We start from the raw sequence: 23,611 nt of genomic DNA, 5'->3' as shown, positions 1-23,611 counted from the left end.
GGCGGCAGCCGGCTCACCACCACTGACGAGCCGAGTCCCGGTGAGGCATTCGCGCGGGTGGGTCCGTGCGGGGTCGCCTGGGGAGGTGCACCCGGCCCGGACCCACCCGCCGCGCGTCTCTCCGAATGTGTGAACCGCTTCAGGCTGCGAAGATCTCCGCAGAGCGAGAGTGCGGGGAGCGAAGATGGCGGAGAGTTCGGCGCAGCGGAATCGGCTGCGGGTCTGGTACCGGCCGATGAAGATGCGCGATTCGGGTGAGGGACATCGGGTCGCGACCCCGTTGGAGCTGTTGTTCGACCTGTGTTTCGTGGTGGCCGTCGCGCAGGCCGCCGCCGGTCTGCACCACGCGATCGCCGAGAACCACATCGGGCACGGGGTGCTCAGCTTCGGCATGGTGTTCTTCGCGATCTGGTGGGGCTGGCTGAACTTCAGCTGGTTCGCGTCGTCGTTCGACACCGACGACGTCCTGTACCGGCTGGTGACGCTGGTGCAGATCGCCGGCGGGCTGACCGTCGCCGCCGGTGTCTCGTCGGCCTTCGAAGGCGACTTCGAGATCATGGTGGCCGGTTACGTCCTGATGCGGCTGGCGATGGTCGTGCAGTGGCTGCGCGCCGCGCGGACCGACCCGCAGTGCCGTCCGGCCGCGCTGCGGTACGCCGTCGGCATCACGATCGTCCAGATCCTGTGGGTCGTCCGGCTCGGCCTGCCCGATTCGCTGGGACTGCCGTCGTTCTTCGTGCTCCTGGTGGCCGAGCTCGCGGTCCCGGTGATCGCCGAACGCAAGCGCTGGACCGGCTGGCATCCGCATCATATCGCCGAGCGATACGGCCTGTTCACGATCATCGTGCTGGGTGAATCCATCCTCGGCGCGACCACCGCGGTCAAGGAAGGGCTGGACGAGGGCAAGCACACCGGCAGCCTGATCTCGCTCGCCGCCGCGGGGCTCGTGCTGGTCTTCTCGCTGTGGTGGCTGTACTTCGACCAGCCTGGCCACGCCCGGCTGGAGAAGGCGAAGAACCTGTTCACCGTCGCGAGCTGGGGCTACGGGCACTACCTGATCTTCGCTTCGGCGGCCGCGCTCGGCGCCGGTCTCGAAGTCGCCGTCGACTACGACACCCACACCGGGCACGTCGCCTCGCTGCCCGCCGCCATGGCGACGACCGTCCCCGTCGCGATCTATCTGCTGAGTGTCTGGCTGATGCACATCGGGCCCACCAACGAATGCCGTCCGATCGCGATCGGCTTCCCGGTGACCGCGGTGCTCGTACTGGCCGCATCGTTCACGCCCGTGCCCATCCACCTCACCGCCGGCCTCGCCGCCGCGCTCGTCGTGCTGACGGTGGTCGCCACGCACGGGGAGCCGATTCCGGGTGAACGCCGGATCGACGCAGGTCAGAGCGTCGGCGCGAAAAAAGGGACCCCCCTGTAAACGCCGGTTTCGGGCCGTGTAATGTTCTCTTCGTCGCCAGGGAAACCGAGCGGCCGCCGGGAACACGAACCAAGCTCCCACCGGATGGTGGTAGAGTGGGTGGTCCCGAACCGGAGAGGTAACCTTACCCCCGCTGAAACGGCAGTTTCGAGCAGGTGCTAGGGTGTGCTTCGGACAAAAGCCAAGAAATAACTGCTTCGGATAAGGCCGGGTTTTGCTCGGTGCGATTCGGGGTGTGTTGCTTGAGAACTCAACAGTGTGCTAGTGAACTAAGCCAGTAGAGCTTATGTATATGTAACCTCGTATGAGGTTCCTTTGAGAGCAAGTATTATTTGCCTCGATCAAATTTGACATTGTTGGAGAGTTTGATCCTGGCTCAGGACGAACGCTGGCGGCGTGCTTAACACATGCAAGTCGAACGATGAAGCCTTCGGGTGGATTAGTGGCGAACGGGTGAGTAACACGTGGGCAATCTGCCCTGTACTTTGGGATAAGCCTGGGAAACTGGGTCTAATACCGGATATCACCGACCTTCGCATGGGGGTTGGTTGAAAGTTCTGGCGGTACAGGATGAGCCCGCGGCCTATCAGCTTGTTGGTGGGGTAATGGCCTACCAAGGCGACGACGGGTAGCCGGCCTGAGAGGGTGACCGGCCACACTGGGACTGAGACACGGCCCAGACTCCTACGGGAGGCAGCAGTGGGGAATATTGCACAATGGGCGAAAGCCTGATGCAGCGACGCCGCGTGAGGGATGACGGCCTTCGGGTTGTAAACCTCTTTCGCCAGGGACGAAGCGCAAGTGACGGTACCTGGATAAGAAGCACCGGCTAACTACGTGCCAGCAGCCGCGGTAATACGTAGGGTGCGAGCGTTGTCCGGAATTATTGGGCGTAAAGAGCTCGTAGGCGGTTTGTCGCGTCGTTCGTGAAAACTCCACGCTTAACGTGGAGCGTGCGGGCGATACGGGCAGACTTGAGTTCGGTAGGGGAGACTGGAATTCCTGGTGTAGCGGTGAAATGCGCAGATATCAGGAGGAACACCGGTGGCGAAGGCGGGTCTCTGGGCCGATACTGACGCTGAGGAGCGAAAGCGTGGGGAGCGAACAGGATTAGATACCCTGGTAGTCCACGCTGTAAACGTTGGGCGCTAGGTGTGGGCGACATCCACGTTGTCCGTGCCGTAGCTAACGCATTAAGCGCCCCGCCTGGGGAGTACGGCCGCAAGGCTAAAACTCAAAGGAATTGACGGGGGCCCGCACAAGCGGCGGAGCATGTGGATTAATTCGATGCAACGCGAAGAACCTTACCTGGGCTTGACATGCGCCAGACATCCCCAGAGATGGGGCTTCCCTTGTGGTTGGTGTACAGGTGGTGCATGGCTGTCGTCAGCTCGTGTCGTGAGATGTTGGGTTAAGTCCCGCAACGAGCGCAACCCTTATCCTACGTTGCCAGCGCGTCATGGCGGGGACTCGTGGGAGACTGCCGGGGTCAACTCGGAGGAAGGTGGGGATGACGTCAAGTCATCATGCCCCTTATGTCCAGGGCTTCACACATGCTACAATGGCTGGTACAGAGGGCTGCGATACCGCGAGGTGGAGCGAATCCCTTAAAGCCGGTCTCAGTTCGGATCGCAGTCTGCAACTCGACTGCGTGAAGTCGGAGTCGCTAGTAATCGCAGATCAGCAACGCTGCGGTGAATACGTTCCCGGGCCTTGTACACACCGCCCGTCACGTCATGAAAGTCGGTAACACCCGAAGCCCATGGCCCAACCCGTAAGGGGGGGAGTGGTCGAAGGTGGGACTGGCGATTGGGACGAAGTCGTAACAAGGTAGCCGTACCGGAAGGTGCGGCTGGATCACCTCCTTTCTAAGGAGCAACACATCCACAGTCCTCGGGATACCCGAGACCAAGACTGTGGAGTGGCTCGGGCCTAGAAACCGAATGTGTTTCTGCCTGGGTTGCTCAAGGAATTGTGGAACTACTGGTCATGGTGTCGCCGGCTTTTGCCGGGACGCTCTAGTACTGCACTTTCGGGTGCGTGGAACGGGTGCTCCTGGGAGGTTGGAAGCATTGTTCGCTGGCATGCTGTTGGGTCCTGAGGCAACACGCCGAGGGGTTCACACCCTGGTTGTTTGTTTCTGGTGTGGTGTTTGAGAACTGTAGAGTGGATGCGAGCATCTTTGTGGTCAAGTTATTAAGGGCACATGGTGGATGTCTTGGCTTCAGGAGCCGATGAAGGACGTGGGAGGCTGCGATATGCCTCGGGGAGCTGTCAACCGAGCTGTGATCCGAGGATTTCCGAATGGGGAAACCCAGCACCAGTTATGTGGTGTTACCCGCATCTGAATATATAGGGTGTGTGGAGGGAACGCGGGGAAGTGAAACATCTCAGTACCCGTAGGAAGAGAAAACAACCGTGATTCCGTGAGTAGTGGCGAGCGAAAGCGGAAGAGGCTAAACCATGCACATGTCAAGCTGTCAGGCGTTGTGTGTGTGGTGTTGTGGGACCCAGCGTCGAGGATCTGACAGTCCTCGGAATGATTGCGCGTGTTAGTGGAACGCCTTGGGATGGGCGACCGGAGTGGGTGAGAGTCCCGTACGCGAAAACACGTTGTGGATTGTTTGTCTGGTGTTCCCGAGTAGCAGCGAGCTCGTGGAATTTGCTGTGAATCTGCCGGGACCACCCGGTAAGCCTAAATACTTCCTGAAGACCGATAGCGGACTAGTACCGTGAGGGAAAGATGAAAAGTACCCCGGGAGGGGAGTGAAAGAGTACCTGAAACCGTGTGCCTACAAGCCGTCAGAGCCCGAGCACATCCTTGTGATGTTGAGGTGATGGCGTGCCTTTTGAAGAATGAGCCTGCGAGTTAGTGCTGCGTGGCGAGGTTAACCCGTGTGGGGTAGCCGTAGCGAAAGCGAGTCTGAATAGGGCGAATATAGTCGCGTGGTCTAGACCCGAAGCGGAGTGATCTACCCATGGCCAGGCTGAAGCGTCGGTAAGACGACGTGGAGGGCCGAACCCACTTAGGTTGAAAACTGAGGGGATGAGCTGTGGGTAGGGGTGAAAGGCCAATCAAACTCCGTGATAGCTGGTTCTCCCCGAAATGCATTTAGGTGCAGCGTCACATGTTTCACCGCGGGGGTAGAGCTACTGGATGGTCTAGGGGCCTTACCGGGTTACCGAAATCAACCAAACTCCGAATACCGTGGTGTGAGAGTGTGGCAGTGAGACGGCGGGGGATAAGCTTCGTCGTCGAGAGGGAAACAGCCCAGAACACCAGCTAAGGCCCCTAAGTGTGTGCTCAGTGGGAAAGGATGTGGGATTGCCCAGACAACCAGGAGGTTGGCTTAGAAGCAGCCACCCTTGAAAGAGTGCGTAATAGCTCACTGGTCAAGTGGTCCTGCGCCGACAATGTAGCGGGGCTTAAGCACACCGCCGAAGCTGTGTCATTCACACATACAGATCGATGCTTCCCTTGAGGGAGTGTCCAGTCGTGTGGATGGGTAGGGGAGCGTCCTGCATCCAGGGAAGCGGCGGCGGAAGCCAGTCGTGGAGGGTGCGGGAGTGAGAATGCAGGCATGAGTAGCGAATGCAGAGTGAGAAACTCTGCCGCCGGATGACCAAGGGTTCCTGGGCCAGGCTAATCCGCCCAGGGTAAGTCGGGACCTAAGGCGAGGCCGACAGGCGTAGTCGATGGATAACGGGTTGATATTCCCGTACCCGAGCACGTGCGCCCAGGATGAGGCGGTTGATACTAACCACCCAAAGCCTCGTGTTGAAGCCTTCGGGTGAATGCGCGAGTGTGGAGCGTGGGATCTGATTCCGTAGTAGTCGAGTGATGGGGTGACGCAGGAAGGTAGCTCCGCCAGTGAGTGGTAGTACTGGTGTAAGCGTGTAGGCCGAATGGTAGGCAAATCCGCCATTCATTAAGGCTGAGACGTGATGCGTAGCCGATTGAGGTGAAGTAGAGTGATCCTATGCTGCCGAGAAAAGCCTCTAGCGAGTGCGTGCACGGCCCGTACCCCAAACCAACACAGGTGGTCAGGTAGAGAATACTAAGGCGATCGGGTGAACTGTGGTTAAGGAACTCGGCAAAATGCCCCCGTAACTTCGGGAGAAGGGGGGCCAAACACTCTGAAGCCCTTCGCGGGCTAGGGGTGGGTGGCCGCAGAGACCAGCGGAAAGCGACTGTTTACTAAAAACACAGGTCCATGCGAAGTCGCAAGACGATGTATATGGACTGACGCCTGCCCGGTGCTGGAACGTTAAGAGGACCGGTTAACCCTTCGGGGTGAAGCTGAGAATTTAAGCGCCAGTAAACGGCGGTGGTAACTATAACCATCCTAAGGTAGCGAAATTCCTTGTCGGGTAAGTTCCGACCTGCACGAATGGCGTAACGACTTTCCGGCTGTCTCAACCACAGGCCCGGCGAAATTGCACTACGAGTAAAGATGCTCGTTACGCGCGGCAGGACGGAAAGACCCCGGGACCTTTACTATAGTTTGGTATTGGTTTTCGGTTCGGCTTGTGTAGGATAGGTGGGAGACTGTGAAGCTGGCACGCTAGTGTTGGTGGAGTCGTTGTTGAAATACCACTCTGGTCGGATTGGGAATCTGAACCTCGGACCATGATCTGGTTCAGGGACAGTGCCTGATGGGTAGTTTAACTGGGGCGGTTGCCTCCTAAAGAGTAACGGAGGCGCCCAAAGGTTCCCTCAGCCTGGTTGGCAATCAGGTGTTGAGTGCAAGTGCACAAGGGAGCTTGACTGTGAGACAGACATGTCGAGCAGGGACGAAAGTCGGGACTAGTGATCCGGCACCACCTGGTGGAAGGGGTGTCGCTCAACGGATAAAAGGTACCCCGGGGATAACAGGCTGATCTTGCCCAAGAGTCCATATCGACGGCATGGTTTGGCACCTCGATGTCGGCTCGTCGCATCCTGGGGCCGGAGTAGGTCCCAAGGGTTGGGCTGTTCGCCCATTAAAGCGGCACGCGAGCTGGGTTTAGAACGTCGTGAGACAGTTCGGTCCCTATCCGCCGCGCGCGTAGGATACTTGAGGAAGGCTGTCCCTAGTACGAGAGGACCGGGACGGACGAACCTCTGGTATGCCAGTTGTCACGCCAGTGGCATGGCTGGTTGGCCACGTTCGGAAGGGATAACCGCTGAAGGCATCTAAGCGGGAAGCCTGTTCCAAGATGAGGTATCCCACCCCATGTGGGTTAAGGCCCCCAACAGACCATTGGGTTGATAGGCCAGAAATGGAAGCACAGTAATGTGTTGTCGAGTTGACTGGTACTAATAGGCCGAGGACTTGCCCACAAAGATGTTACGCATCCACTCTACAGCTCTGAAACACCACACAACCACCAATTTGTATTGGTGGAAGTGGTTGTTTCACAGTGTTTCGGTGGTTATAGCGTCAGGGAAACGCCCGGTCCCATTCCGAACCCGGAAGCTAAGCCTGACAGCGCCGATGGTACTGCAACCGAAGGGTTGTGGGAGAGTAGGACACCGCCGGACTAACATTGAAGAAGGCCCAGATCGGTCGAGAACCCCCGAGGTTCTCCCGATCTGGGCCTTTTTTCTATACCCCGCACCCCGTCACACACGTGACCAGAGCCCGAACACGCAAGTGACGCGCTTGGGCGGGACAGGCGGAGCGACGAGCAAGCCAGAGGACCGGCCGGCCCCGCATTCAGAGGACTAAATGCGGGGAGCGGTGAGGGTCGGGAGGGTTTCGCTGAGAGGACCGCGGACCACGGCGGTCGCCATGGAGTCGTAGGGCGTTTCGGTGCCGTTGCAGATCACCACGGCGGCCCCGGCCCGCGAGGCCACGCTCACCAGTGAGGCGGCAGGCTGCACGCTCAGCGAGGAACCGGCCACCAGCAGGAGATCGCTCGCGGCGACGGCTGCCCGTGCGGCCCGGAGCAGGTTCTGGTCCAGGTGCTGGCCGAACGAGACCGTGGCCGACTTCAGGATGCCGCCGCACAGCAGACAGGGCGGATCGGTCTCGCCCGCCCGGACGCGTTCCAGCGTCGAGCGCATGTCCCGGTGGTCGTCACAGGACAGGCAGACAGACTCGAACATCGTCCCGTGCAGTTCCAAGACCTGCTCCGGCGGAGAACCTGCTTTTTGATGCAGGCGGTCGATGTTCTGGGTGACGATGTGCGTCGGCGACAGGCGTTCGAGCGCGTAGTGCGCGGCATTCGGCGTTGCGTCCCAGCCGGGGTGCACCAGCCGAGCTTGCCAAGTCCGTTCCCGGACCTCGCGACTGCTTCGGTACGCCTGGAGGTTCGACATCTTTTCCGCTGTCGGATCGCGGGTCCACAGGCCCTGCGGGCCGCGGAAGTCGGGGATCCCCGAATCGGTGGAGATCCCGGCGCCGGTCAGTGCGACGATCCGGCCGGCGCCGGTGACGAGTGAACGGGCCTCGCCCAGTCCGGGAACGGTGGTCACCGTCCCATGATGACCGCTACTTGACCGCGCTGCCCGCCTGCCAGTCGGCCCACGACTTCGACCAGTCGCCGTAGAGGTCCCAGACCGGCAGCTGCGGGCCACCGGAGTTGGTCACCTCGACGACGTCGCCGAGCCCCATGTTCTGGTAGAACCACTGCGCGTTGGCGGCGTTCAGGTTGATGCAGCCGTGTGAAACGTTCGCACTGCCCTGCGAGCCGACGCTGTTCGGGTTCTCGTGGACGAACTCGCCGTCGTTGGAGATCCGCAGCGACCACTTCTCGTTCGACTTGTAGTACCCCGGCTGACCCTGGCAGACGCCGTAGGTACACGAGTCCATCGTGTAATTCTCGTGTTTGTCCGAAATGACGTGGGCGCCCAGATGTGTCGGCGTGGCGTCCTTGCCCATGGAAATCGGCATCGATTTCACCATCTGGCCGTTGTGGAAGATCTGCATCTGCTCGGTGTTGCCGTCGGCCTTCGCGACCCAGGAATCATGCACCTTGTACGTTTCGGTGCGGTCGGTCGCGCCGTAGACGCCATTGCCGAAATCGACGCCGTAGATCATCGCCGACACCTTGAGCGTCGTCCCGGCCTGCCAGTACGCCTTGGGGCGGTAATGGACGTTCTTGTCGTCGATCCAGTACCAGGAACCCTCTTGCTTCGGCGTGGACTCCACCGACAGCTTCTTCTCCACGTCGGCCTTGTTCTTCACCGGCTGGCCGAAGGAGAACACGATCGGCTGCCCGACGCCGACACCGCCGGCAGCGGCGGCCGACGGGGCGGGGATCAGGTTCGGGTTCGCCTGCTGCTTGGGGCTCAGGGTGGAGACCCTGCTCTGCTGTTCGACAGGTTTCCCGTTGGTGCCCTGGGCGTGCGCCACGATCTTGTACGTGCTGCCGTAACCGAGCGGCTCGGTGGTCTTCCAGCTGAGGCCGTCGCTCGCCAGCTCGCCCTTGACCTGGTTGCCCTTGTCGGCGTTGCTGACGGTGACGTCGGTCAGCTTGCCGTGCTCGGCCTTGACCACCACCGGGATCGCCGGATTGACGTTCGTCCCGCCCGCCGGATCAATGGTCACCGAAACCGGGGTCTCCTCCGATCCGGTGTTGCCGCCGGTCGAATTCGCGGGGTTGTTCTCGCCCGTGGACGAGCACGCCGAGATCAACAGTGCCGCGGCGAGTATTCCGGCCGTCGAAAGTAATGTCTTCTTGGGAAACATATAGTTCTCTTTTTACGTCGCTCGATCAGCGGAAAGTTCTCTTTCAAAAGTACGCGACCAAGAAGACGTGAACGATGTCGGATGGTTGCTTGTCACGCCACGACGAGACCGGGGGCACCGTAAAGACCAGGGCCATTGACGCTCAATTCACCCAAATAGGTCTTTGCGGCGTCGTAGGCCTCGGCGGTCAGTGCCGTGGTGTGGCTGAAGTCCAGCGGGCTGACCCGCACCGGCTTCGGTCCCGGCACGTAGACCACGGGCACCTCCGACGCGGCGATCGGCGCCTCCAGGACGGCCTGGTTCCGCATGCTGATCATCGCGGTGAACATCATCACCTCGGCGAAGGTCTGCGGCGTGCCGGGCATCTTGCCGGGAAAAGCACAGTCGAGGACGACGAGCGACTTCGCGCCCATCGCGAGTGCTTGGCGCATCGGCACGTTGGCGACCAGGCCGCCGTCGTAGAGCATCCGCTCCCCGAACGGCACCGGCGGATAGATCCCCGGAATCGCGCAGCTGGCCAGCAGGGGCGCCAGAACGGGTCCGGAGCGGATCAGCAGCGGCTCGGCGGTGTCGACGTCCGTCGCGACGACACCCAGCGGCAGCGCGAGATCCTCGAACCGGACGCCCTCGCCGATGTGCTCGTCGACGATCGCGGCGAGTCCCGTGTTGGGGAACAGGTTGGTCTTGCTGTGCCGCAGGGTCCGCACCTGGCTGAGCACGCCGCCGGGAAACGCCTCGTGCCGCGTCATCCGCGACCAGATCCGGTTCAGCCGGTCACCCGATTCGCCCCCGAGCGCGAGGACGGCCGCGTTGAGCGAACCCACCGACGTGCCGACGACGAGGTCGGGCCGGATCCCGGCTTCGGTGAGGGCTTGCAGCATCCCGACCTGCATGGCGCCGAGACTGCCGCCACCGCCGAGGACGAAACCGATCGGCTGGGGCAGGTTCAGGGCGGCCATGCCCGGAATCTAGTCGTCCGCGCCGATCTTCGCCGGGGTGGCTTCTTCGGCTGTGACGGCGAGCGCTTTCTTCTTCTTGTAGCGCAGCAGGAAGAACACCGCGACGCCGACGAGCACGCCGACGATGGCCAGGCCGCCGGTGTTCAGCACGCCTTCGACCTTCTTCGCGGCCTCACCGAGGGCCGCGCCGATACCGATGTGGATGGCCGACCAGCAGGCAGCGCCCGCCGCGGCGGCGGGAAGGAACTTGCGGAACGGCAGGCCCGAGGTCCCGGACGCCGCCGGGGTCAGCGTGCGGATCACCGGCAGGAATCGCGCGAAGAACACCGCCCACGCGCCTCGCCGTTCGAGGACGCCGGTCGCCTTGTCCCAGGCGTCGAGGCCGTACTTGCGGATCAGTTTCGTTTCGCGCAGCCGCGGGCCGAAGCGTTTGCCGATCGCGTAGCCGAGCGAGTCGCCCAGCGCGGCGCAGACCGTCACGACGGCCCACAGGGTCAGGAAACGGGAGACCGACGTCGCCGTCGTGGCCGCGATCAGCAGCCCCGATTCGCCGGGCGCGATGAAACCGAGCCCGATGGTGCATTCGGCGAACACCAGTCCGCCGGTCGCCGCGACCAGTCCCGGTTCCGGGAGTCCCTGCAGCCAAGTGAGTAGATCCGTTACCAACGCCACCAGGTCACTTTACTGATTCGTGACCTGGTGGGTGGCGATGTCGCGGTCAGGGTGACCGGTGTCACCGGGCCAGCAGCGAGCTGGCTTCCTGTGCCGCGGTTCCTTCGGCGGCGAGGTGTGCCAGGTTCTCCGACAGTGCTTCGCCGCGGCGGGCCTTCGTCTGCGCGAAGAGACGCCCGGCGCGGTACGACGAGCGTACGAGCGGTCCGGCCATCACTCCGGCGAAGCCCATGGCCTCGGCGGCGTTCGAGTGCTCGACGAACTCTTCGGGCTTGACCCAGCGGTCCACCGGATGGTGCCGCGGCGAAGGACGCAGGTACTGGGTGATCGTCAGGATCTCGCAGCCCGCGTCGACCAGGTCCTTCATCGCGGGCGCGACCTCGTCGGGGGTCTCGCCCATGCCGAGGATCAGGTTCGACTTCGTCACCAGACCAGCCTCACGAGCCTTCGTGATGACCTCCAGCGATCGCGCGTACCGGAAACCGGGGCGGATCCGCTTGAAGATCCGCGGCACCGTCTCGACGTTGTGCGCGAGCACCTCCGGCCTCGAACCGAAGACTTCGGCCAGCTGGTCGGGATCCGCGTTGAAGTCCGGGATCAGCAGCTCGACACCGGTACCGGGGTTCAGCGCGTGGATCTGACGGACAGTCTCCGCGTACAGCCACGCGCCACCGTCTTCGAGATCGTCACGCGCGACACCGGTCACCGTCGAGTAGCGCAGGCCCATCGCCTGGACGCTTTCGGCGACCTTGCGCGGCTCGGTGCGGTCCAGCTCGGCGGGTTTGCCGGTATCGATCTGGCAGAAGTCACAGCGCCGGGTGCACTGGTCGCCACCGATCAGGAAGGTGGCTTCACGGTCTTCCCAGCATTCATAGATGTTGGGACAGCCGGCTTCTTCACACACGGTGTGGAGGCCTTCGCGGCGCACCAGGCCTTTGAGTTCGGTGAACTCCGGACCCATCCGGGCGCGCGTCTTGATCCACGACGGCTTCTTTTCGATGGGAGTCTGGGAATTCCGGACCTCGAGCCGCAACAGCTTGCGGCCATCTGGGGCAGCACTCACACCGTCACCCTACGCCCGCCGGAGTAGTGGTCGCCGCTCACGCGGGGTCGGGGGTGACGCCCGTCAACTTGGTGGTCACGTCCCACAACGCGACGCCGAGCGATTCGCTCGTCGCGGGGGTCAGCGGCCGCACCTTGACAGGGGTGCCGCGAAGTCCGCCGAGTCCTCGAGGGCCGATGTAGTCGCCGCCATCGACCTCGGGGGACGTCGCCGCGAACAGCTGCGGAAGCGTGCCCTGGCGGGCGTTCTGCGCGATGAAGATCTCGCCGATCCGGTTGCCCCCGGCGACGAGCGCGCGCACCACCGGGTTGCGGTAGGAACGGGCCATCCCCGAACCGAGTCCGGTCCACGTGTAGCCGGGATGCGCCGCCACGCTGATGACGTCCTCGCCCGCGGCGCGCAGCCGACGGTCGAGTTCGAGCGCGAACACCTGGTTGGCGAGTTTCGACTGGCCGTAGGCCGAACCAGGGTTGTACATCCGGCGTTCGAAGTTCGGGTCGGCAATGTCGATGCGTGCGCCTGTCGCCGCGACGCTCGACAAGGTCACGACACGCGCTTTCGAGCCGCCACGCAGAGACGGCATCAGCAGCCAGGTCAGCACCGCGTGCCCGAGATGGTTCGTGCCGAACTGGGTCTCGAAGCCGTCCTTGGTGTGACCGCGCGGCGTCGCCATCACCCCCGCGTTGTTGACCAGGACGTCGAGCTTGCCGTCCGACAGCTCCTGGACCTTCTTCGCGGCTTCGCGCACCGACTCGAGGTCGGCGAGATCCAGCCGGACGAGTCCGGGCGGTTCCCCGGTCGCGGCCGCGCGCACCTGCTCAAGCGCCTCGGCGCCGCGCTCCGGTGACCGGCAGCCGAGAAGCACGCGGGCCCCCTTGCCCGCGAGTACCTCGGACATGCGCAGCCCGAGCCCCGAGTTCGCGCCGGTGACGAATACGGTCCGGCCGGTCTGATCCGGGATGTCGGCCTCGGTCCAGCGCGCGTGAGCAGCCATGCCGGTCACCTAACTACATCGTCGGCCGTGTCGCCATGGCAGGTCAGGCGCTCGGCGCGAGCAACCGGAGCAGGTGACCCATGGGACTGCGGCGGCGGGCGGGCTTCGCGTGACGGCCGTGCCGGAGCAGCGTGGCGAACGCGCTGCCGACCTTGGTGATCTCTTCGCTCGGCTCCTCACCGTCGGCCAGTCCCGCCGTCAGCGCGAGGGTACGCAGTTCGGCTTCGTGCGACGGGATCAGCGCCGGGCACCGCTCAAGGGCCGCGTCGAGAACGGCGCGGAGGGTCTCGTGTTCGGCCGTGGCGCTGTTCCAGGCGCGGGTGACGGCTTCGACGCGGTCGAGCGCGAGATCCTGGTCGGCGTAATCCGGATCGGTCATCTCGGCGCGGAGGCGACCGGCGAAAACCTGGTTCCACTTGTACCGGAGCGCGAGCAGAAGCTCGTCTTCGGTCGTGAAGTACTTGGTGGCGCCAGGGATGTCTTCGAGTGAGATCGCGTCGGACGGGTGGTGACCCGCCTGGCGCAGTGCGGCTTCGAGGATGTCGCGCCGCTGGTAGAAGTCGTTCCAGCTCATGATGTGGGCTCCCCTCCGTGACCCGGTTCATACCGCAGGTTTGCGGCATACTCCCGGTACGGACCTGACAGCAGTCAACATACCATGGGTATGGAGCGGGACCGGCGGCGTAAAGTTGTGAAGGTGGCGACAATGAGGTCAAGGCGGCTGGATTATTCCGAGTCCACCCGGTCGGCACTCGTCGAGAGTGCCGTGGAGCTGTTCACCAAACGCGGATACGCCGGCACGTCTCTCGACGAGATCGCCAAGCGGGCCAGGGTGACGAAAGGCGCGCTCTACCACCATTTCAGTGGGAAGCAGGCGCTCTTCGAAGCTGCCTTCGACACGGTCGAGAGCCAGGTGTTCGACAGGCTCGAAAAGATCATGAACGGCCCGGACTCGCCGTGGGAACGGGCGCTCGCCGGGCTGCGCGGGTTCCTGCAGAGCTGCCTCGACCCGGCGTACCAGCGGATCGCGATCCACGAGGCCCCGGTGGTGATGGGCTGGGAGCGCTGGCGCGAGGCGGAGGAACGGTGCAGCTTCGGCCTGGTCCGCACCGGGATCCAGTCGCTCATCGAGGTCGGCGAGGTCGACGACGTCCCGGTGGACGTCACCGCGCGGCTGCTGTTCGGCGCGCTGTCGAGCGCCGCGATCGAGATCGCTTCGTCTCCTGAGCCGAAGAAGGTCAGTGCCCAGGTCGAGGAGGTCCTGGTGCGGCTGCTCGTCGGCTTCCGCCGTGTTCCGGCTGCTGAGCACGGGAAAGCGAGCTGAACGCTCCGTCTATAGGGTGACGGCGTGGACCTCAGGATCTTTACCGAGCCCCAGCAGGGGGCCAGCTACGAAGACCTGCTCCGGGTGGCCAAGGCCACCGAGGACGCGGGTTACGACGCCTTCTTCCGCAGCGATCACTATCTGAAGATGGGGTCGGCGACCGGGCTGCCGGGACCGACCGACGCGTGGATCACCCTCGCGGGTCTCGCCCGTGAGACCAGCCGGGTGCGGCTGGGCACGCTCGTCACCGCCGCCACCTTCCGGCATCCGTCGGTGCTCGCGATCTCGGTCGCGCAGGTGGACCAGATGTCCGGCGGCCGCGTCGAACTCGGCCTCGGTTCGGGCTGGTACGACGACGAGCACACCGCCTACGGCCTCGACCTGCCGCCGCTCAAGGAGCGTTTCGACCGCTACGCCGAGCAACTCGCGGTGGTCACCGGGCTGTGGGAGACGCCGGAAGGGGAGACGTTCTCCTTCGACGGCGAGCACTACAAGCTGGTCGACTCGCCCGGCCTGCCCAAACCGGCGCAGCGGCCCCGGCCGCCGGTGATCATCGGCGGTGGCGGCAAGAAGCGCACCCCGGCGCTCGCCGCCCGCTACGCGGACGAGTTCAACCTGCCGTTCGCTTCGCCGGAGGCCGCCGCCGAGCAGTTCGGCCGCGTCGACGACGCTGCGCGCGAGATCGGCCGCGACCCCAAGGAGATCCTCCGCTCGGTCGCGCTCGTCGTCGCCGTGGGCCGTGATGACGCCGAGATCGCGAAGCGCGCTTCGGTGATCGGGCGCGAGGTGTCCGAGCTGCGGGAGAACGGGCTCGCGGGGACGCCGTCGGAGGTCGTCGAGAAGATCGGGCAGTGGCGGGAGAAGACCGGGATCACCCGGCTCTACCTGCAGCTGCTGGACCTCTCGGATCTGGACCAGGTCGAGCTGATCGCCTCCGAGGTCGCTCCTCAGCTGGACTGAAGTACGTGAAGGCCCCCTTCACGTACTGCGAGCTGTCGCGCTTTGAGGTGCAGGCGTTGCGAAAGCCACTTTCACAACCTTGAAGGTTGCGAAAGTGGCTTTCGCAACACCTCGGCTCAGCGCCGGACCAAGCGTCACGGCGGCAGCACCAACCACAGCGGAAATATGTGAAGGCCCTCTTCACGTACGAACTGTCGCGCTTTGACCTTGGGTGTCGCGAAAGCCACTTTCGGGACATCAGACGTCCCGAAAGTGGCTTTCGCGACACCTCTCGGCTCAGTGCCGGACCGCGAAAGCGTACTGGGTCACTGGATTTCGACGCCGATGTCCAGGATCTTCGCCGGCCAGGAGATGGTCAGGTGGGACTCCGCCCCGTTGGCGGCCCATTCGCCGAGGGCATTGCCGCAGACCGGGCTGCAGTTGTACGCGGTCACCCGGTACGGGTGGGTGCCGTACGCGGTGCAGCTCGCCCAGGCGTACTTCGCCCCGTCGTGGCCGCCGGTGCAGCCGGGCGGCGGCGTGGCCGACGCCGCCGCGGGCAGGCTCACCGAAGCGGCGACCGCGATACCGGCCGCCGCGAGAACACGCGAAAACTTGCGCATGACTTCCTCCCAGTACGGCCACCGGCGTTTCCGGCGGCCGTACTGGTGATCTTCGCAGGTCTCAGTACGTCTAGACGTACTCGACGTCCACGCTGGCGATGGAGCCGCCGGGGGTGAACGAGATTCCCGAGGGATTGCCGTTGACCGCCGGATAGCCCTCTTCCCGGTGGCAGTTCGGACGGCAGTACTGGACGACGACCTTGTAGGTGCCGCTCGGGCAGAAGCCGGCGGCCCAGGTCGAGCCGTTGGTCTCGGTCCAGCAGCTCGGGGGCACCGCCGAAGCGACGCCGGGTGCGGCCAGCAGTCCGCCCGCGGCGGCCGCGACCGCCAGGACGCGCGCGAATGTGCGCATGGATTCCTCCCAGTGGGGCCGTCGGTGTTTCCGTGGCCCTACTGGAAAGCGTGGCACAAAAACTAGTTCTGCAAAGCGAAAGTGACACCGGGGGCGGCAGGTGCCTCGGGCCGCGGCAGCCAGCGCTCGTCGCTCACCGGGAGTTCGCCTTCCAGCGCGGCGAGGACGGCTTCGCGCGCCATCGGCAGCACTGACGCGACGGTGACTTCGCGGTCCAGTTCGTAGGAGAGCGACGTGACGCCCGCGTCCCGGATGCCGCACGGGACGATCTTGTCGAAGGCGTCGAGGTCGGGGTCGCAGTTCAGCTCGAAACCGTGCATGGTCACGCCACGCTGCACGCGGATGCCGATCGCGGCGATCTTCCGCTCCACGCCGCGGTCGTCGGCGGGGATCCAGACGCCGCTGCGGCCCTCGACCCGGCCGGTGTGCACGCCGAGCTGGTCGCAGACGGTGATCAGGGCCTCTTCGAGACGCCGCACGTAGTGCACGACGTCGATCGGGTCGGCGAGTTTGATGATCGGGTAGCCGACCAGCTGGCCGGGCCCGTGCCAGGTGATCTTGCCGCCGCGGTCGACGTCGATCACCGTGGTGCCGTCGGTCGGCCTGTCCTCGGCTTCGGTGCGCTTGCCCGCGGTGTACACCGACGGGTGCTCCAGCAGGAGCATGGTGTCGGGGCCTTCGCCGTCGGCACGGGCTGTCACGTGCCGGCGCTGGAGTTCCCAGGCTTCGGTGTAGTCGATCGTCCCGATCTCGCGGACGTCGACGGGCTCGGTGGCGGCACGGCATGACGTGGTCGAAGAGCTCACCTGAGCGACACTACGCCGGGTCTTCCGGCCTGGGCAGCAGCCCCAGCCCGGCCGCCGAAATCAGGCCGACACCCCCCACCGCGAGTACGGATCCCGCGGTGTCGGTCAGCCAGTGCACACCCAGCACGATGCGGCAGAGCGCGGCCACGAGCGTCGCCGCGACGGCGATCGTGATCGCGAGACGCGCCAGACGCGGGCGTGTCCAAGCACACAGCAAGACCGCGACGAATCCGGTGCAGGCGACGGCGACGACGTGCCCGCTCGGGTAGCTCGGGTCGGGGAACTCGCGAGGCCGGTCCCGGTAGAACAGCGGTTTGGCGATCAGGCTGGTCAGGCGGCACAGCACCAGCACGACGGCCAGTTTGACGCACAACGCGGTCAGCTCCCGGCGGCGCAGGGCGATCACCACCAGCACCGTGCCCAGCACGAACGGCAGGACCGGGCCGAGGACGTTCGTGACCAGGTCGGCCACCTGGCCGGCGGGCCGGGTGTACTGCCCTCGGAACGTGTCGGCGAGGGCGACGTCCACCGGCGGAGGCCGCTTGTCCACGGACAGCCCGAGGATGACGAAGCCGATCAGCAGAAGGGTTCCGGCGAGGGTGTACAGACCGCGCCGCGCGGTCATGTCGCGGCGGCCAGCGCGTCCTCAAGGGTCGGGTGGCGGAACTCGTACCCCGCTTCCTCCAGTGCTTTGGGCATGGCGCGCTGCCCGAACAGCGCCATCTCCTCGGCCGCCTGGCCGAGGGCGATCTTCATGGCGAATCCGGGGACCTGCCAGATCGCCGGCCGGTGCACCGCCCGGCCCAAGGCCTTGGTGAAGGCCGTGTTCGTGGCGGGCTGCGGTCCGGAGAGGTTCACCGCGCCCGACAGCGAGTCGTTCTCCAGCGCGAAGACGATCGCGCCGACCTCGTCGTCGAGCGAGATCCACGGCATGTACTGCTTGCCGTCACCGAGTTTCCCGCCGAGTCCCAACCGGAACAGCGGCCGCAGGACGTCGAGGAGCCCGCCCTTGCGCGCGAGCACCAGCCCGGTGCGGATGCGCACGACACGGGCTCCCGAGGTGGCCGCGGTCTCGGTGGCGCCTTCCCACGCGCCACAGAGTTCGGCGAGGAAACCGCGCCCCACGGGACTTGTCTCGTCCACCAGTGACGGACCGGGGTCGCCGTAGTAGCCGACGGCGGAAGCGTTGACCAGTACGGGGATCCCGTGCTCGGCGACGGCTTCCGCGAGCACCTCCGTCGGCTCGACCCGGCTGTCGAGCAGGACCTGTTTGCGGGCCGCGCTCCAGCGTCCCGGCAGCAGCGGCGCCCCCGCGAGGTTCACCACGGCGTCGATCCCGTCGAGCGCGCCATCGGCGATCTCCCCGGCGGGGGGATCCCAGCGGCGCTCGTCGGCGGCCCGCTCCTCCCGGCGTACCAGGCGGACCACTTCGTGTCCGGACCCGCGCAACCGCTTCGTCAGGGAGGTGCCGATCAGTCCGCTCGCGCCCGCGATCAGAACTCGCATGAACCGATCGTTGCCTATCCACGGTCCGGTCGCACACTCAGGTTCCGAGGGAAAGGCGAAGGCCCCCGCCCCGCCGAAGCGGGACGAGGGCCTTCACGGACCACTGGGAGGATCAGAGACCGAGCTCGTCCTCGAAGTTGCCCTCTTCCAGACGCTGCTTGATCGTCGTGACGAAGCGGCCCGCGTCGGCCCCGTCCACCAGGCGGTGGTCGTAGGTCAGCGGCAGGAACGCCATCGACCGGACGGCGATCGTGTCGTTGCCGTCGGCGTCCGCGATCACGACCGGACGCTTCACGACCGCGCCGGTACCGAGCATGCCGGACTGCGGCTGCACGATGATCGGCGTGTCGAACAGGGCGCCGTTGGAGCCGATGTTCGTGATCGTGAAGGTGCCGCCCGAAAGCTCGTCCGGCTTGATCTGACCCGCCCGCGCGCGGCCCGCCAGGTCGGCGATGCGGTGCGCGAGACCGGCGAGGCTGAGCTCACCCGCGTCGTGGATGACCACCGACAGCAGACCCTTTTCGGTGTCCACCGCGATCCCCAGGTGCACCGCACCGTGGTAGGTGATCTCCTTCGTGTCCTCGTTGTAGGACGCGTTGACGTTCGGGTGCTGCTTGAGCGCCTCGACGGTGGCCTTCGCGAAGAACGGCAGGAACGTCAGGTTGACGCCCTCGCGCTCCTTGAAGGCCGCCTTCGCCCGCTGGCGGAGCTTGGCGATCTTCGTGACGTCCACCTCGTGGACCTGCGTGAGCTGCGCGGAAAGCTGCAGCGACTCGCGGGTCTTCACGGCGGTGATCTGACGGATCCGGCTGGCCTTCTGCACGGTGCCGCGCAGGGCCGCGAGCTCCGGCGAAACCGCGGCCTTGCGCGGAGCCGACGGGGCGGCGGCGGCCGGGGCGGCGGCAGCGGGCTGCGCGGCGGGAGCCGGGGCGGCCTTCTGCTTGGCCTCGGCGGCCGCGAGCACGTCCTGCTTGCGGATGCGGCCACCGACACCGCTGCCGGTCAGCGACGACAGGTCGATGCCGTGCTCCGAAGCGAGCTTGCGGACCAGCGGCGTCACGTACGGCGCGTTGTCCGAACCGTTGTCGCTGCTCGCCGCGGCGGGCTTCGGCGCGGGCTGAGCGACCGGCTTCGGCGCCTCGACGGGCTTCGGCGCGGGAGCGGCCTCGACCTTGGGCTCGGGCTTCGGTTCCGGCTTGGGCTCCGGCTTCGGCTCGGGCTTGGGTTCCGGCTTCGGCTCGGCCTTCGGGGCCGGGGCGGAACCGGCGGCACCGATCACCGCGAGGACGCCGCCGACCTCGACGGTCTCGTCCTCACCGGCGCGGATCTCCAGCACGGTGCCGGCGACCGGGGATGGGACCTCGGTGTCGACCTTGTCCGTGGAGATCTCGAGCAGCGGCTCGTCGACCTCGACGCTGTCGCCGACCTGCTTGAGCCACCGGGTGACGGTGCCCTCGGTGACGCTCTCGCCCAGTTCGGGCAGCTTCACCTCGGTGCCTTCACCGCCCGAAGCCGGCGCGGCGGCCGGCTGGGACGGCGCGGAAGCCTGTTCCTGCACGGGCTCCGGTTCCGGCTCGGGCTGCGCCTCTTCGGCGGCGGGCGCGGCGGAACCGGAGGACTCCGGCACCCCGCCGGTCCCGTCGTCGATGACGGCGAGCTCGCCGCCGACCTCGACGGTCTCGTCTTCCTGGGCGCTGATCTTCACGACCTTGCCGGCGACCGGGGACGGGACCTCGGTGTCGACCTTGTCCGTGGAGATCTCGAGCAACGGCTCGTCGACCTCGACGGTGTCGCCCTCCTGCTTCAACCACCGGGTGACGGTGCCCTCGGTGACGCTCTCACCGAGCTCCGGCAACGTGACGGAGTAGGCCATCGTTCGCTGACTCCCTTGATATGTCTTGCTTGGTCTTCTGGTTCTTCGACGGTGAGACGTCAGCTGTGGACGTGCAGCGGCTTGCCCGCCAGGGCGAGGAACGCTTCACCGAGGGCCTCGGTCTGCGTGGGGTGCGCGTGGATGAGCGGGGCCACGTCCTCGGGGAACGCCTCCCAGCTGTAGATCAGCTGCGCTTCGCCGATCAGCTCGCCGACGCGGTCGCCCACCATGTGCACGCCCACGACCGGCCCTTCCGGGGCCTTGATCAGCTTGACCCCGCCGGAGGTCTTGAGGATCTGGCTCTTGCCGTTGCCGCCGAGGTCGTAAGTGAAGGTGGTGACGTCGGAGCCGTACTTCTCCTTCGCCTGCGACTCGGTCAGACCGACCGAAGCGACCTCGGGGTGCGAGTAGGTGACGCGCGGGATGCCGCTCTCGTCGATCACGCGCGGCTCCTGGCCCGCGATCTCCTCCGCGACGAAGATGCCCTGCTGGAAGCCGCGGTGCGCGAGCTGCAGACCGGGGACGATGTCACCGACGGCGAACACGTTCGGCAGGTTGGTGCGCAGGCGGTCGTCGGTGAGGACGAAGCCGCGCTCCATCTTGACGCCGGCCTCCTCGTACCCGTGCCCGGCCGAGTTCGGGCCGCGGCCGACGGCGACCAGCAGCAGGTCGGCTTCGAGCGTCTCGCCGGACTCCAGCGAAACGCTGACGCCGTTGTCGTCCTGCTTGGCGCCGGTGAACCGGACGCCGGTCTTGAAGGCGATCTTGCGACGGCGGAAAGCGCGCTCGAGCTGCTTGGACGCGTACTCGTCCTCGTTCGGGACCAGGCGGGGCAGCGCCTCCACGATGGTGACGTCGACGCCGAAGGACGCCCAGACGGACGCGAATTCGACACCGATGACACCACCGCCGAGGACGATGACCTTCTTCGGGATGTAGTCCAGCGAAAGCGCCTGCTCGCTCGCGATGATGCGCCCGCCCAGCTCCAGGCCGGGCAGCGTCTTCGAGTACGAGCCGGTGGCGAGGATGACGTTCTTGCCGGTGTAGCGGGTGCCGTCGACCTCGACGGTGGTGCCGCCGACGAACGTTCCGGTGCCCTCGACGAGGTTCACCTTGTGCGCCTTGGCCAGGCCCTGGAGGCCCTTGTACAGGCGGGAGACGATCCCGTCCTTGTACTTGTTGACCCCGGCGATGTCGATGCCTTCCAGCACGGCCTTGACGCCGAAGGTCTCGGCGTCGCGGGTCTCGTCGGCGACCTCCGCCGCGTGCAGGAGGGCCTTGGTCGGGATGCAGCCTCGGTGGAGGCACGTCCCGCCAAGCTTGTCCTTTTCGATCAGGGTGACGGAAAGGCCCAGCTCGGCCGCGCGGAACGCGGCGGCGTAGCCGCCCGATCCGCCACCCAGGATCACAAGGTCGGCGGAGGTGTCGGTCACTTCAATAACTCCTCGGCAAGCGGTAGGGGTGGTGCTCTGGCGCCGCTTCGCGCGGTATACGCGCGCGCGGACACTTGCCATCTTGTCACTACGTGTGGAGAGCCTGCGACCTAGGCCGCGTCGTGTGACCCACGGGACACGCCCTACCAGGGTCACCACGGTGAGCACACGCCCGCGTCGGGATAATGGACATCGGACGCGAGTGGGAAGTGAGGTGGTCGGAGTGGGTCTGTTCGACTCGCTGCGCCGGCGCTCTAAAGGCGGGCAAAAGCCCGGTACGCTGCGGAAAGCCTCTTCAAACGACTTCAAGCATCTCGAAGAGTGGGCCTCTTCACGGACCGGTGTCGAGGCCTATGTGGAGCCGAAGACCAACGTCACGGAGACCACGGTCGTCCTCATCGCCCATGACGGTGAGTGGACACGGCGCCGGATCGAGAGCCTGGACGCGGCTCAGCAGTTCGGTCACAAACGGTCGATCCCCGTGTACGAGGTGGCGCGGGTCGGCTACCCGAAGCGGATGCGGGAGTACACCGAGCGGAAGAAGCGCGGCGAAGCCTGAGGGCTCGTGAGTGGCAAGGACGGTTCTGGTGGACCCGTGTTTGCGTACCCGCTGGTGCGACGGGCGGTCGAGTGTGGAGGATTTGGGACGTTGAACGTCCTGATTCCTCCACACTCGTGGACCTGCTTCGTCGAAAGCCCCAGCTGGGGCTTTCGTGTGATTGAGCGGACGGCACGTGTGATCAGATGGACGACACGCGTGACTGGCGGGACGACGTGGTCGCCGCCGGGTCCCGTCACGCGGACTGCGCAAGCAACAGCAGGTGCCGCTCCAGCAGCGAACGGAACGTCGGATGCACCGTCGTGCCCAGCGCCGGGTCGATCTCGACCGTCCGCCACCGCTCGCCCGCCGCGGTGAGCAGCACCACGGCCGGATCGGCGATCACGACGACCCCGCCTTCCGCGCGCAGTTCCGCCGTCCCGAGCAGCCGGGGGAAGACGACGTCGGCGGGCAGGCCGTCGCAGGTCTGGAGGAACTCGCGGTAGTCGTCGGGCAGCCGGAGCCCGAGCCGAGCCTCGGCCGCGCCGATGGTGCGCGGCGACGCCGCCGGGGGTGCGGTGCCGCCGCCGCGAAGCCGGAGGACGCCCGCGACCAGCTCGCGCCAGGAACCGGTGTCGGGCGGGTAGCGCTCGTACAGCGCCGCGACGAGCGCTCCGGCGCACAGCCCCGGCCATCCGCCGAGCCCGAGCGGGTCGGCTCCGGCGACGAGACGGGGCGCGAGCCGCCGTGTCGCGGCGAGGACGGCGACGTCCGGGCCGGCCTGCCGCGACGCGATCTCGGCCCAGGCGTCGAGGTCGCCTCGCGCGACGGCCTCGCGCAACCGATCCGGCCGCGACGGCCCGAGATGCGAGACGGCTTCGCCGATCGGTGAGCCGCTCAGCAGACCGTCGAGATCGGACACTCGCCGGCCGAGGTACTCGTCGTGGGCGCGTTCCTCGGCGTCGAGGTCGAGCGGGGTCATCGCCGCGGCCCATTCCGGCCACGTCCCCCGCGCTTCGAAGAGCATCGCCCACGCGCGGGCCCGCACGGTACCGGGGATCAGCGCCGTGACGGGACGTTCGGTGAGCGCGTGCCAATGTGTGATCAGCCTGTCGGCTTCCGCCATCGCTCCGGAAACGGCGAACAGCAGCGCCGCGTGCCCGATCCGGTCGTCGAGCGTCGCGTCGTCACCGCTGAGCACGTCCCTGATCGCGCCTTCGAGATACGCGTCCCTGTCCACGGAACCGACCTTGCCACACCGGGTTCCCCTCCGGCGCGCTGCCTCATGGGGCAGTTCATCGGGCCATGCGTTGACGGCTGATCCATTCGGCCGCCACGCTTGAGCACATCCGCATCGAATACGAATTCACCGGCCCGCACCGCTGTGCCGGTGGTTGTCCACGCGTGAAGGACAAAGGGGTGGG

19 protein-coding genes and 3 rRNA genes are annotated in these 23,611 nt (G+C 65.6%); 7 read left to right on the top strand and 15 right to left on the bottom strand.

Annotation, left to right across the window (positions count from 1 at the left end):
• The first annotated feature begins 184 nt into the window (after positions 1 to 184).
• The 4 genes from AMYAL_RS0106215 to rrf all read left to right on the top strand — a co-directional run bounded on the left by AMYAL_RS0106215 (position 185) and on the right by rrf (position 6,953).
• The gene (locus AMYAL_RS0106215; protein ID WP_020630448.1) at positions 185 to 1,429 is read left to right on the top strand and encodes a low temperature requirement protein A; all 1,245 of its coding nucleotides are present in this window, start codon (positions 185 to 187) and stop codon (positions 1,427 to 1,429) included.
• A gap of 353 nt (positions 1,430 to 1,782) precedes the next feature.
• A 16S ribosomal RNA gene (locus tag AMYAL_RS0106210) occupies positions 1,783 to 3,297 on the top strand.
• 318 nt (positions 3,298 to 3,615) lie between these two features.
• A 23S ribosomal RNA gene (locus AMYAL_RS0106205) occupies positions 3,616 to 6,752 on the top strand.
• Positions 6,753 to 6,836: 84 nt separating this feature from the next.
• Positions 6,837 to 6,953 (top strand): 5S ribosomal RNA (gene rrf / locus AMYAL_RS0106200).
• The 16S, 23S and 5S rRNA genes sit together here, the layout of an rRNA operon.
• 183 nt (positions 6,954 to 7,136) lie before the next feature.
• Here the strand turns inward: rrf and AMYAL_RS0106195 are convergent.
• The 7 genes from AMYAL_RS0106195 to AMYAL_RS0106165 form a co-directional block, all read right to left on the bottom strand.
• Positions 7,137 to 7,889, bottom strand: a complete 753-nt coding sequence (locus tag AMYAL_RS0106195) for an SIR2 family NAD-dependent protein deacylase (protein ID WP_020630447.1) — start codon at positions 7,887 to 7,889, stop codon at positions 7,137 to 7,139.
• 16 nt (positions 7,890 to 7,905) lie between these two features.
• A complete protein-coding gene (locus AMYAL_RS0106190; RefSeq protein WP_020630446.1) occupies positions 7,906 to 9,105 on the bottom strand; it encodes a L,D-transpeptidase in 1,200 nt (399 codons plus the stop codon).
• A gap of 92 nt (positions 9,106 to 9,197) precedes the next feature.
• Positions 9,198 to 10,064: a patatin-like phospholipase family protein gene (locus AMYAL_RS0106185; protein WP_020630445.1), complete on the bottom strand. Its 867-nt coding sequence runs from the start codon at positions 10,062 to 10,064 to the stop codon at positions 9,198 to 9,200.
• 9 nt (positions 10,065 to 10,073) lie between these two features.
• Positions 10,074 to 10,736, bottom strand: a complete 663-nt coding sequence (locus AMYAL_RS0106180; RefSeq protein WP_020630444.1) for a DedA family protein — start codon at positions 10,734 to 10,736, stop codon at positions 10,074 to 10,076.
• A 61-nt stretch (positions 10,737 to 10,797) separates the two neighbouring features.
• On the bottom strand, positions 10,798 to 11,799 hold the full coding sequence (gene lipA / locus AMYAL_RS0106175) for a lipoyl synthase (RefSeq protein ID WP_026466791.1): 1,002 nt from the start codon (positions 11,797 to 11,799) through the stop codon (positions 10,798 to 10,800).
• Between the two features lie 37 nt (positions 11,800 to 11,836).
• Positions 11,837 to 12,793 carry an oxidoreductase gene (locus tag AMYAL_RS0106170; protein ID WP_020630442.1) on the bottom strand — a complete coding sequence of 319 codons (957 nt, stop codon included), beginning with the start codon at positions 12,791 to 12,793 and terminating at the stop codon, positions 11,837 to 11,839.
• A gap of 43 nt (positions 12,794 to 12,836) precedes the next feature.
• Positions 12,837 to 13,367 (bottom strand): hypothetical protein, encoded by a 531-nt coding sequence (locus AMYAL_RS0106165; RefSeq protein WP_020630441.1) that lies wholly within the window; start codon positions 13,365 to 13,367, stop codon positions 12,837 to 12,839.
• Positions 13,368 to 13,499: 132 nt separating this feature from the next.
• On the opposite strand from AMYAL_RS0106165, the gene AMYAL_RS0106160 reads away from it, so the two are divergent.
• Positions 13,500 to 14,117: a TetR/AcrR family transcriptional regulator gene (locus tag AMYAL_RS0106160; protein WP_026466790.1), complete on the top strand. Its 618-nt coding sequence runs from the start codon at positions 13,500 to 13,502 to the stop codon at positions 14,115 to 14,117.
• A 24-nt stretch (positions 14,118 to 14,141) separates the two neighbouring features.
• On the top strand, positions 14,142 to 15,077 hold the full coding sequence (locus AMYAL_RS0106155) for an LLM class F420-dependent oxidoreductase (RefSeq protein ID WP_020630439.1): 936 nt from the start codon (positions 14,142 to 14,144) through the stop codon (positions 15,075 to 15,077).
• A gap of 305 nt (positions 15,078 to 15,382) precedes the next feature.
• On the opposite strand, the gene AMYAL_RS0106150 is transcribed toward AMYAL_RS0106155, so the two are convergent.
• The 7 genes from AMYAL_RS0106150 to lpdA all read right to left on the bottom strand — a co-directional run bounded on the left by AMYAL_RS0106150 (position 15,383) and on the right by lpdA (position 21,649).
• Positions 15,383 to 15,679, bottom strand: a complete 297-nt coding sequence (locus AMYAL_RS0106150; protein WP_020630438.1) for a hypothetical protein — start codon at positions 15,677 to 15,679, stop codon at positions 15,383 to 15,385.
• Between the two features lie 70 nt (positions 15,680 to 15,749).
• Positions 15,750 to 16,031 carry a hypothetical protein gene (locus AMYAL_RS0106145; RefSeq protein WP_020630437.1) on the bottom strand — a complete coding sequence of 94 codons (282 nt, stop codon included), beginning with the start codon at positions 16,029 to 16,031 and terminating at the stop codon, positions 15,750 to 15,752.
• Positions 16,032 to 16,093: 62 nt separating this feature from the next.
• Positions 16,094 to 16,837: a lipoyl(octanoyl) transferase LipB gene (gene lipB / locus AMYAL_RS0106140; RefSeq protein WP_020630436.1), complete on the bottom strand. Its 744-nt coding sequence runs from the start codon at positions 16,835 to 16,837 to the stop codon at positions 16,094 to 16,096.
• Between the two features lie 10 nt (positions 16,838 to 16,847).
• The gene (locus tag AMYAL_RS0106135) at positions 16,848 to 17,462 is read right to left on the bottom strand and encodes a phosphatase PAP2 family protein (protein ID WP_020630435.1); all 615 of its coding nucleotides are present in this window, start codon (positions 17,460 to 17,462) and stop codon (positions 16,848 to 16,850) included.
• The gene (locus AMYAL_RS0106130; RefSeq protein ID WP_020630434.1) at positions 17,459 to 18,343 is read right to left on the bottom strand and encodes a TIGR01777 family oxidoreductase; all 885 of its coding nucleotides are present in this window, start codon (positions 18,341 to 18,343) and stop codon (positions 17,459 to 17,461) included. Before AMYAL_RS0106130 ends, AMYAL_RS0106135 begins: the two co-directional genes overlap by 4 nt.
• 112 nt (positions 18,344 to 18,455) lie before the next feature.
• Positions 18,456 to 20,216: a 2-oxoglutarate dehydrogenase, E2 component, dihydrolipoamide succinyltransferase gene (gene sucB, locus AMYAL_RS0106125; RefSeq protein ID WP_020630433.1), complete on the bottom strand. Its 1,761-nt coding sequence runs from the start codon at positions 20,214 to 20,216 to the stop codon at positions 18,456 to 18,458.
• A 59-nt stretch (positions 20,217 to 20,275) separates the two neighbouring features.
• The gene (lpdA, locus tag AMYAL_RS0106120; RefSeq protein ID WP_020630432.1) at positions 20,276 to 21,649 is read right to left on the bottom strand and encodes a dihydrolipoyl dehydrogenase; all 1,374 of its coding nucleotides are present in this window, start codon (positions 21,647 to 21,649) and stop codon (positions 20,276 to 20,278) included.
• Between the two features lie 214 nt (positions 21,650 to 21,863).
• Here lpdA and AMYAL_RS0106115 point away from each other — a divergent pair, with 214 nt between their 5' ends.
• Positions 21,864 to 22,208 (top strand): hypothetical protein, encoded by a 345-nt coding sequence (locus AMYAL_RS0106115; protein ID WP_020630431.1) that lies wholly within the window; start codon positions 21,864 to 21,866, stop codon positions 22,206 to 22,208.
• A 235-nt stretch (positions 22,209 to 22,443) separates the two neighbouring features.
• Here AMYAL_RS0106115 and AMYAL_RS0106110 read toward each other — a convergent pair whose 3' ends face one another.
• Positions 22,444 to 23,427, bottom strand: a complete 984-nt coding sequence (locus tag AMYAL_RS0106110) for an SMI1/KNR4 family protein (protein WP_020630430.1) — start codon at positions 23,425 to 23,427, stop codon at positions 22,444 to 22,446.
• Positions 23,428 to 23,611: the final 184 nt, after the last annotated feature.

It is taken from the genome of Amycolatopsis alba DSM 44262 (assembly GCF_000384215.1).
Lineage (GTDB): Bacteria > Actinomycetota > Actinomycetes > Mycobacteriales > Pseudonocardiaceae > Amycolatopsis > Amycolatopsis alba.
This window is presented reverse-complemented; position numbering and strand designations above follow the sequence as displayed.

What these genes read in the sequence shown, in the direction of transcription:
- AMYAL_RS0106215 (WP_020630448.1), top strand. Translation starts at nt 185, where the DNA reads ATGGCGGAGAGTTCGGCGCAGCGGAATCGGCTGCGGGTCTGGTACCGG.
- AMYAL_RS0106190 (WP_020630446.1), bottom strand. Translation starts at nt 9,105, where the DNA reads ATGTTTCCCAAGAAGACATTACTTTCGACGGCCGGAATACTCGCCGCG.
- AMYAL_RS0106185 (WP_020630445.1), bottom strand. Translation starts at nt 10,064, where the DNA reads ATGGCCGCCCTGAACCTGCCCCAGCCGATCGGTTTCGTCCTCGGCGGT.
- AMYAL_RS0106170 (WP_020630442.1), bottom strand. Translation starts at nt 12,793, where the DNA reads ATGGCTGCTCACGCGCGCTGGACCGAGGCCGACATCCCGGATCAGACC.
- AMYAL_RS0106165 (WP_020630441.1), bottom strand. Translation starts at nt 13,367, where the DNA reads ATGAGCTGGAACGACTTCTACCAGCGGCGCGACATCCTCGAAGCCGCA.
- AMYAL_RS0106160 (WP_026466790.1), top strand. Translation starts at nt 13,500, where the DNA reads ATGAGGTCAAGGCGGCTGGATTATTCCGAGTCCACCCGGTCGGCACTC.
- AMYAL_RS0106150 (WP_020630438.1), bottom strand. Translation starts at nt 15,679, where the DNA reads ATGCGCAAGTTTTCGCGTGTTCTCGCGGCGGCCGGTATCGCGGTCGCC.
- AMYAL_RS0106145 (WP_020630437.1), bottom strand. Translation starts at nt 16,031, where the DNA reads ATGCGCACATTCGCGCGCGTCCTGGCGGTCGCGGCCGCCGCGGGCGGA.
- AMYAL_RS0106135 (WP_020630435.1), bottom strand. Translation starts at nt 17,462, where the DNA reads ATGACCGCGCGGCGCGGTCTGTACACCCTCGCCGGAACCCTTCTGCTG.
- AMYAL_RS0106130 (WP_020630434.1), bottom strand. Translation starts at nt 18,343, where the DNA reads ATGCGAGTTCTGATCGCGGGCGCGAGCGGACTGATCGGCACCTCCCTG.
- sucB (WP_020630433.1), bottom strand. Translation starts at nt 20,216, where the DNA reads ATGGCCTACTCCGTCACGTTGCCGGAGCTCGGTGAGAGCGTCACCGAG.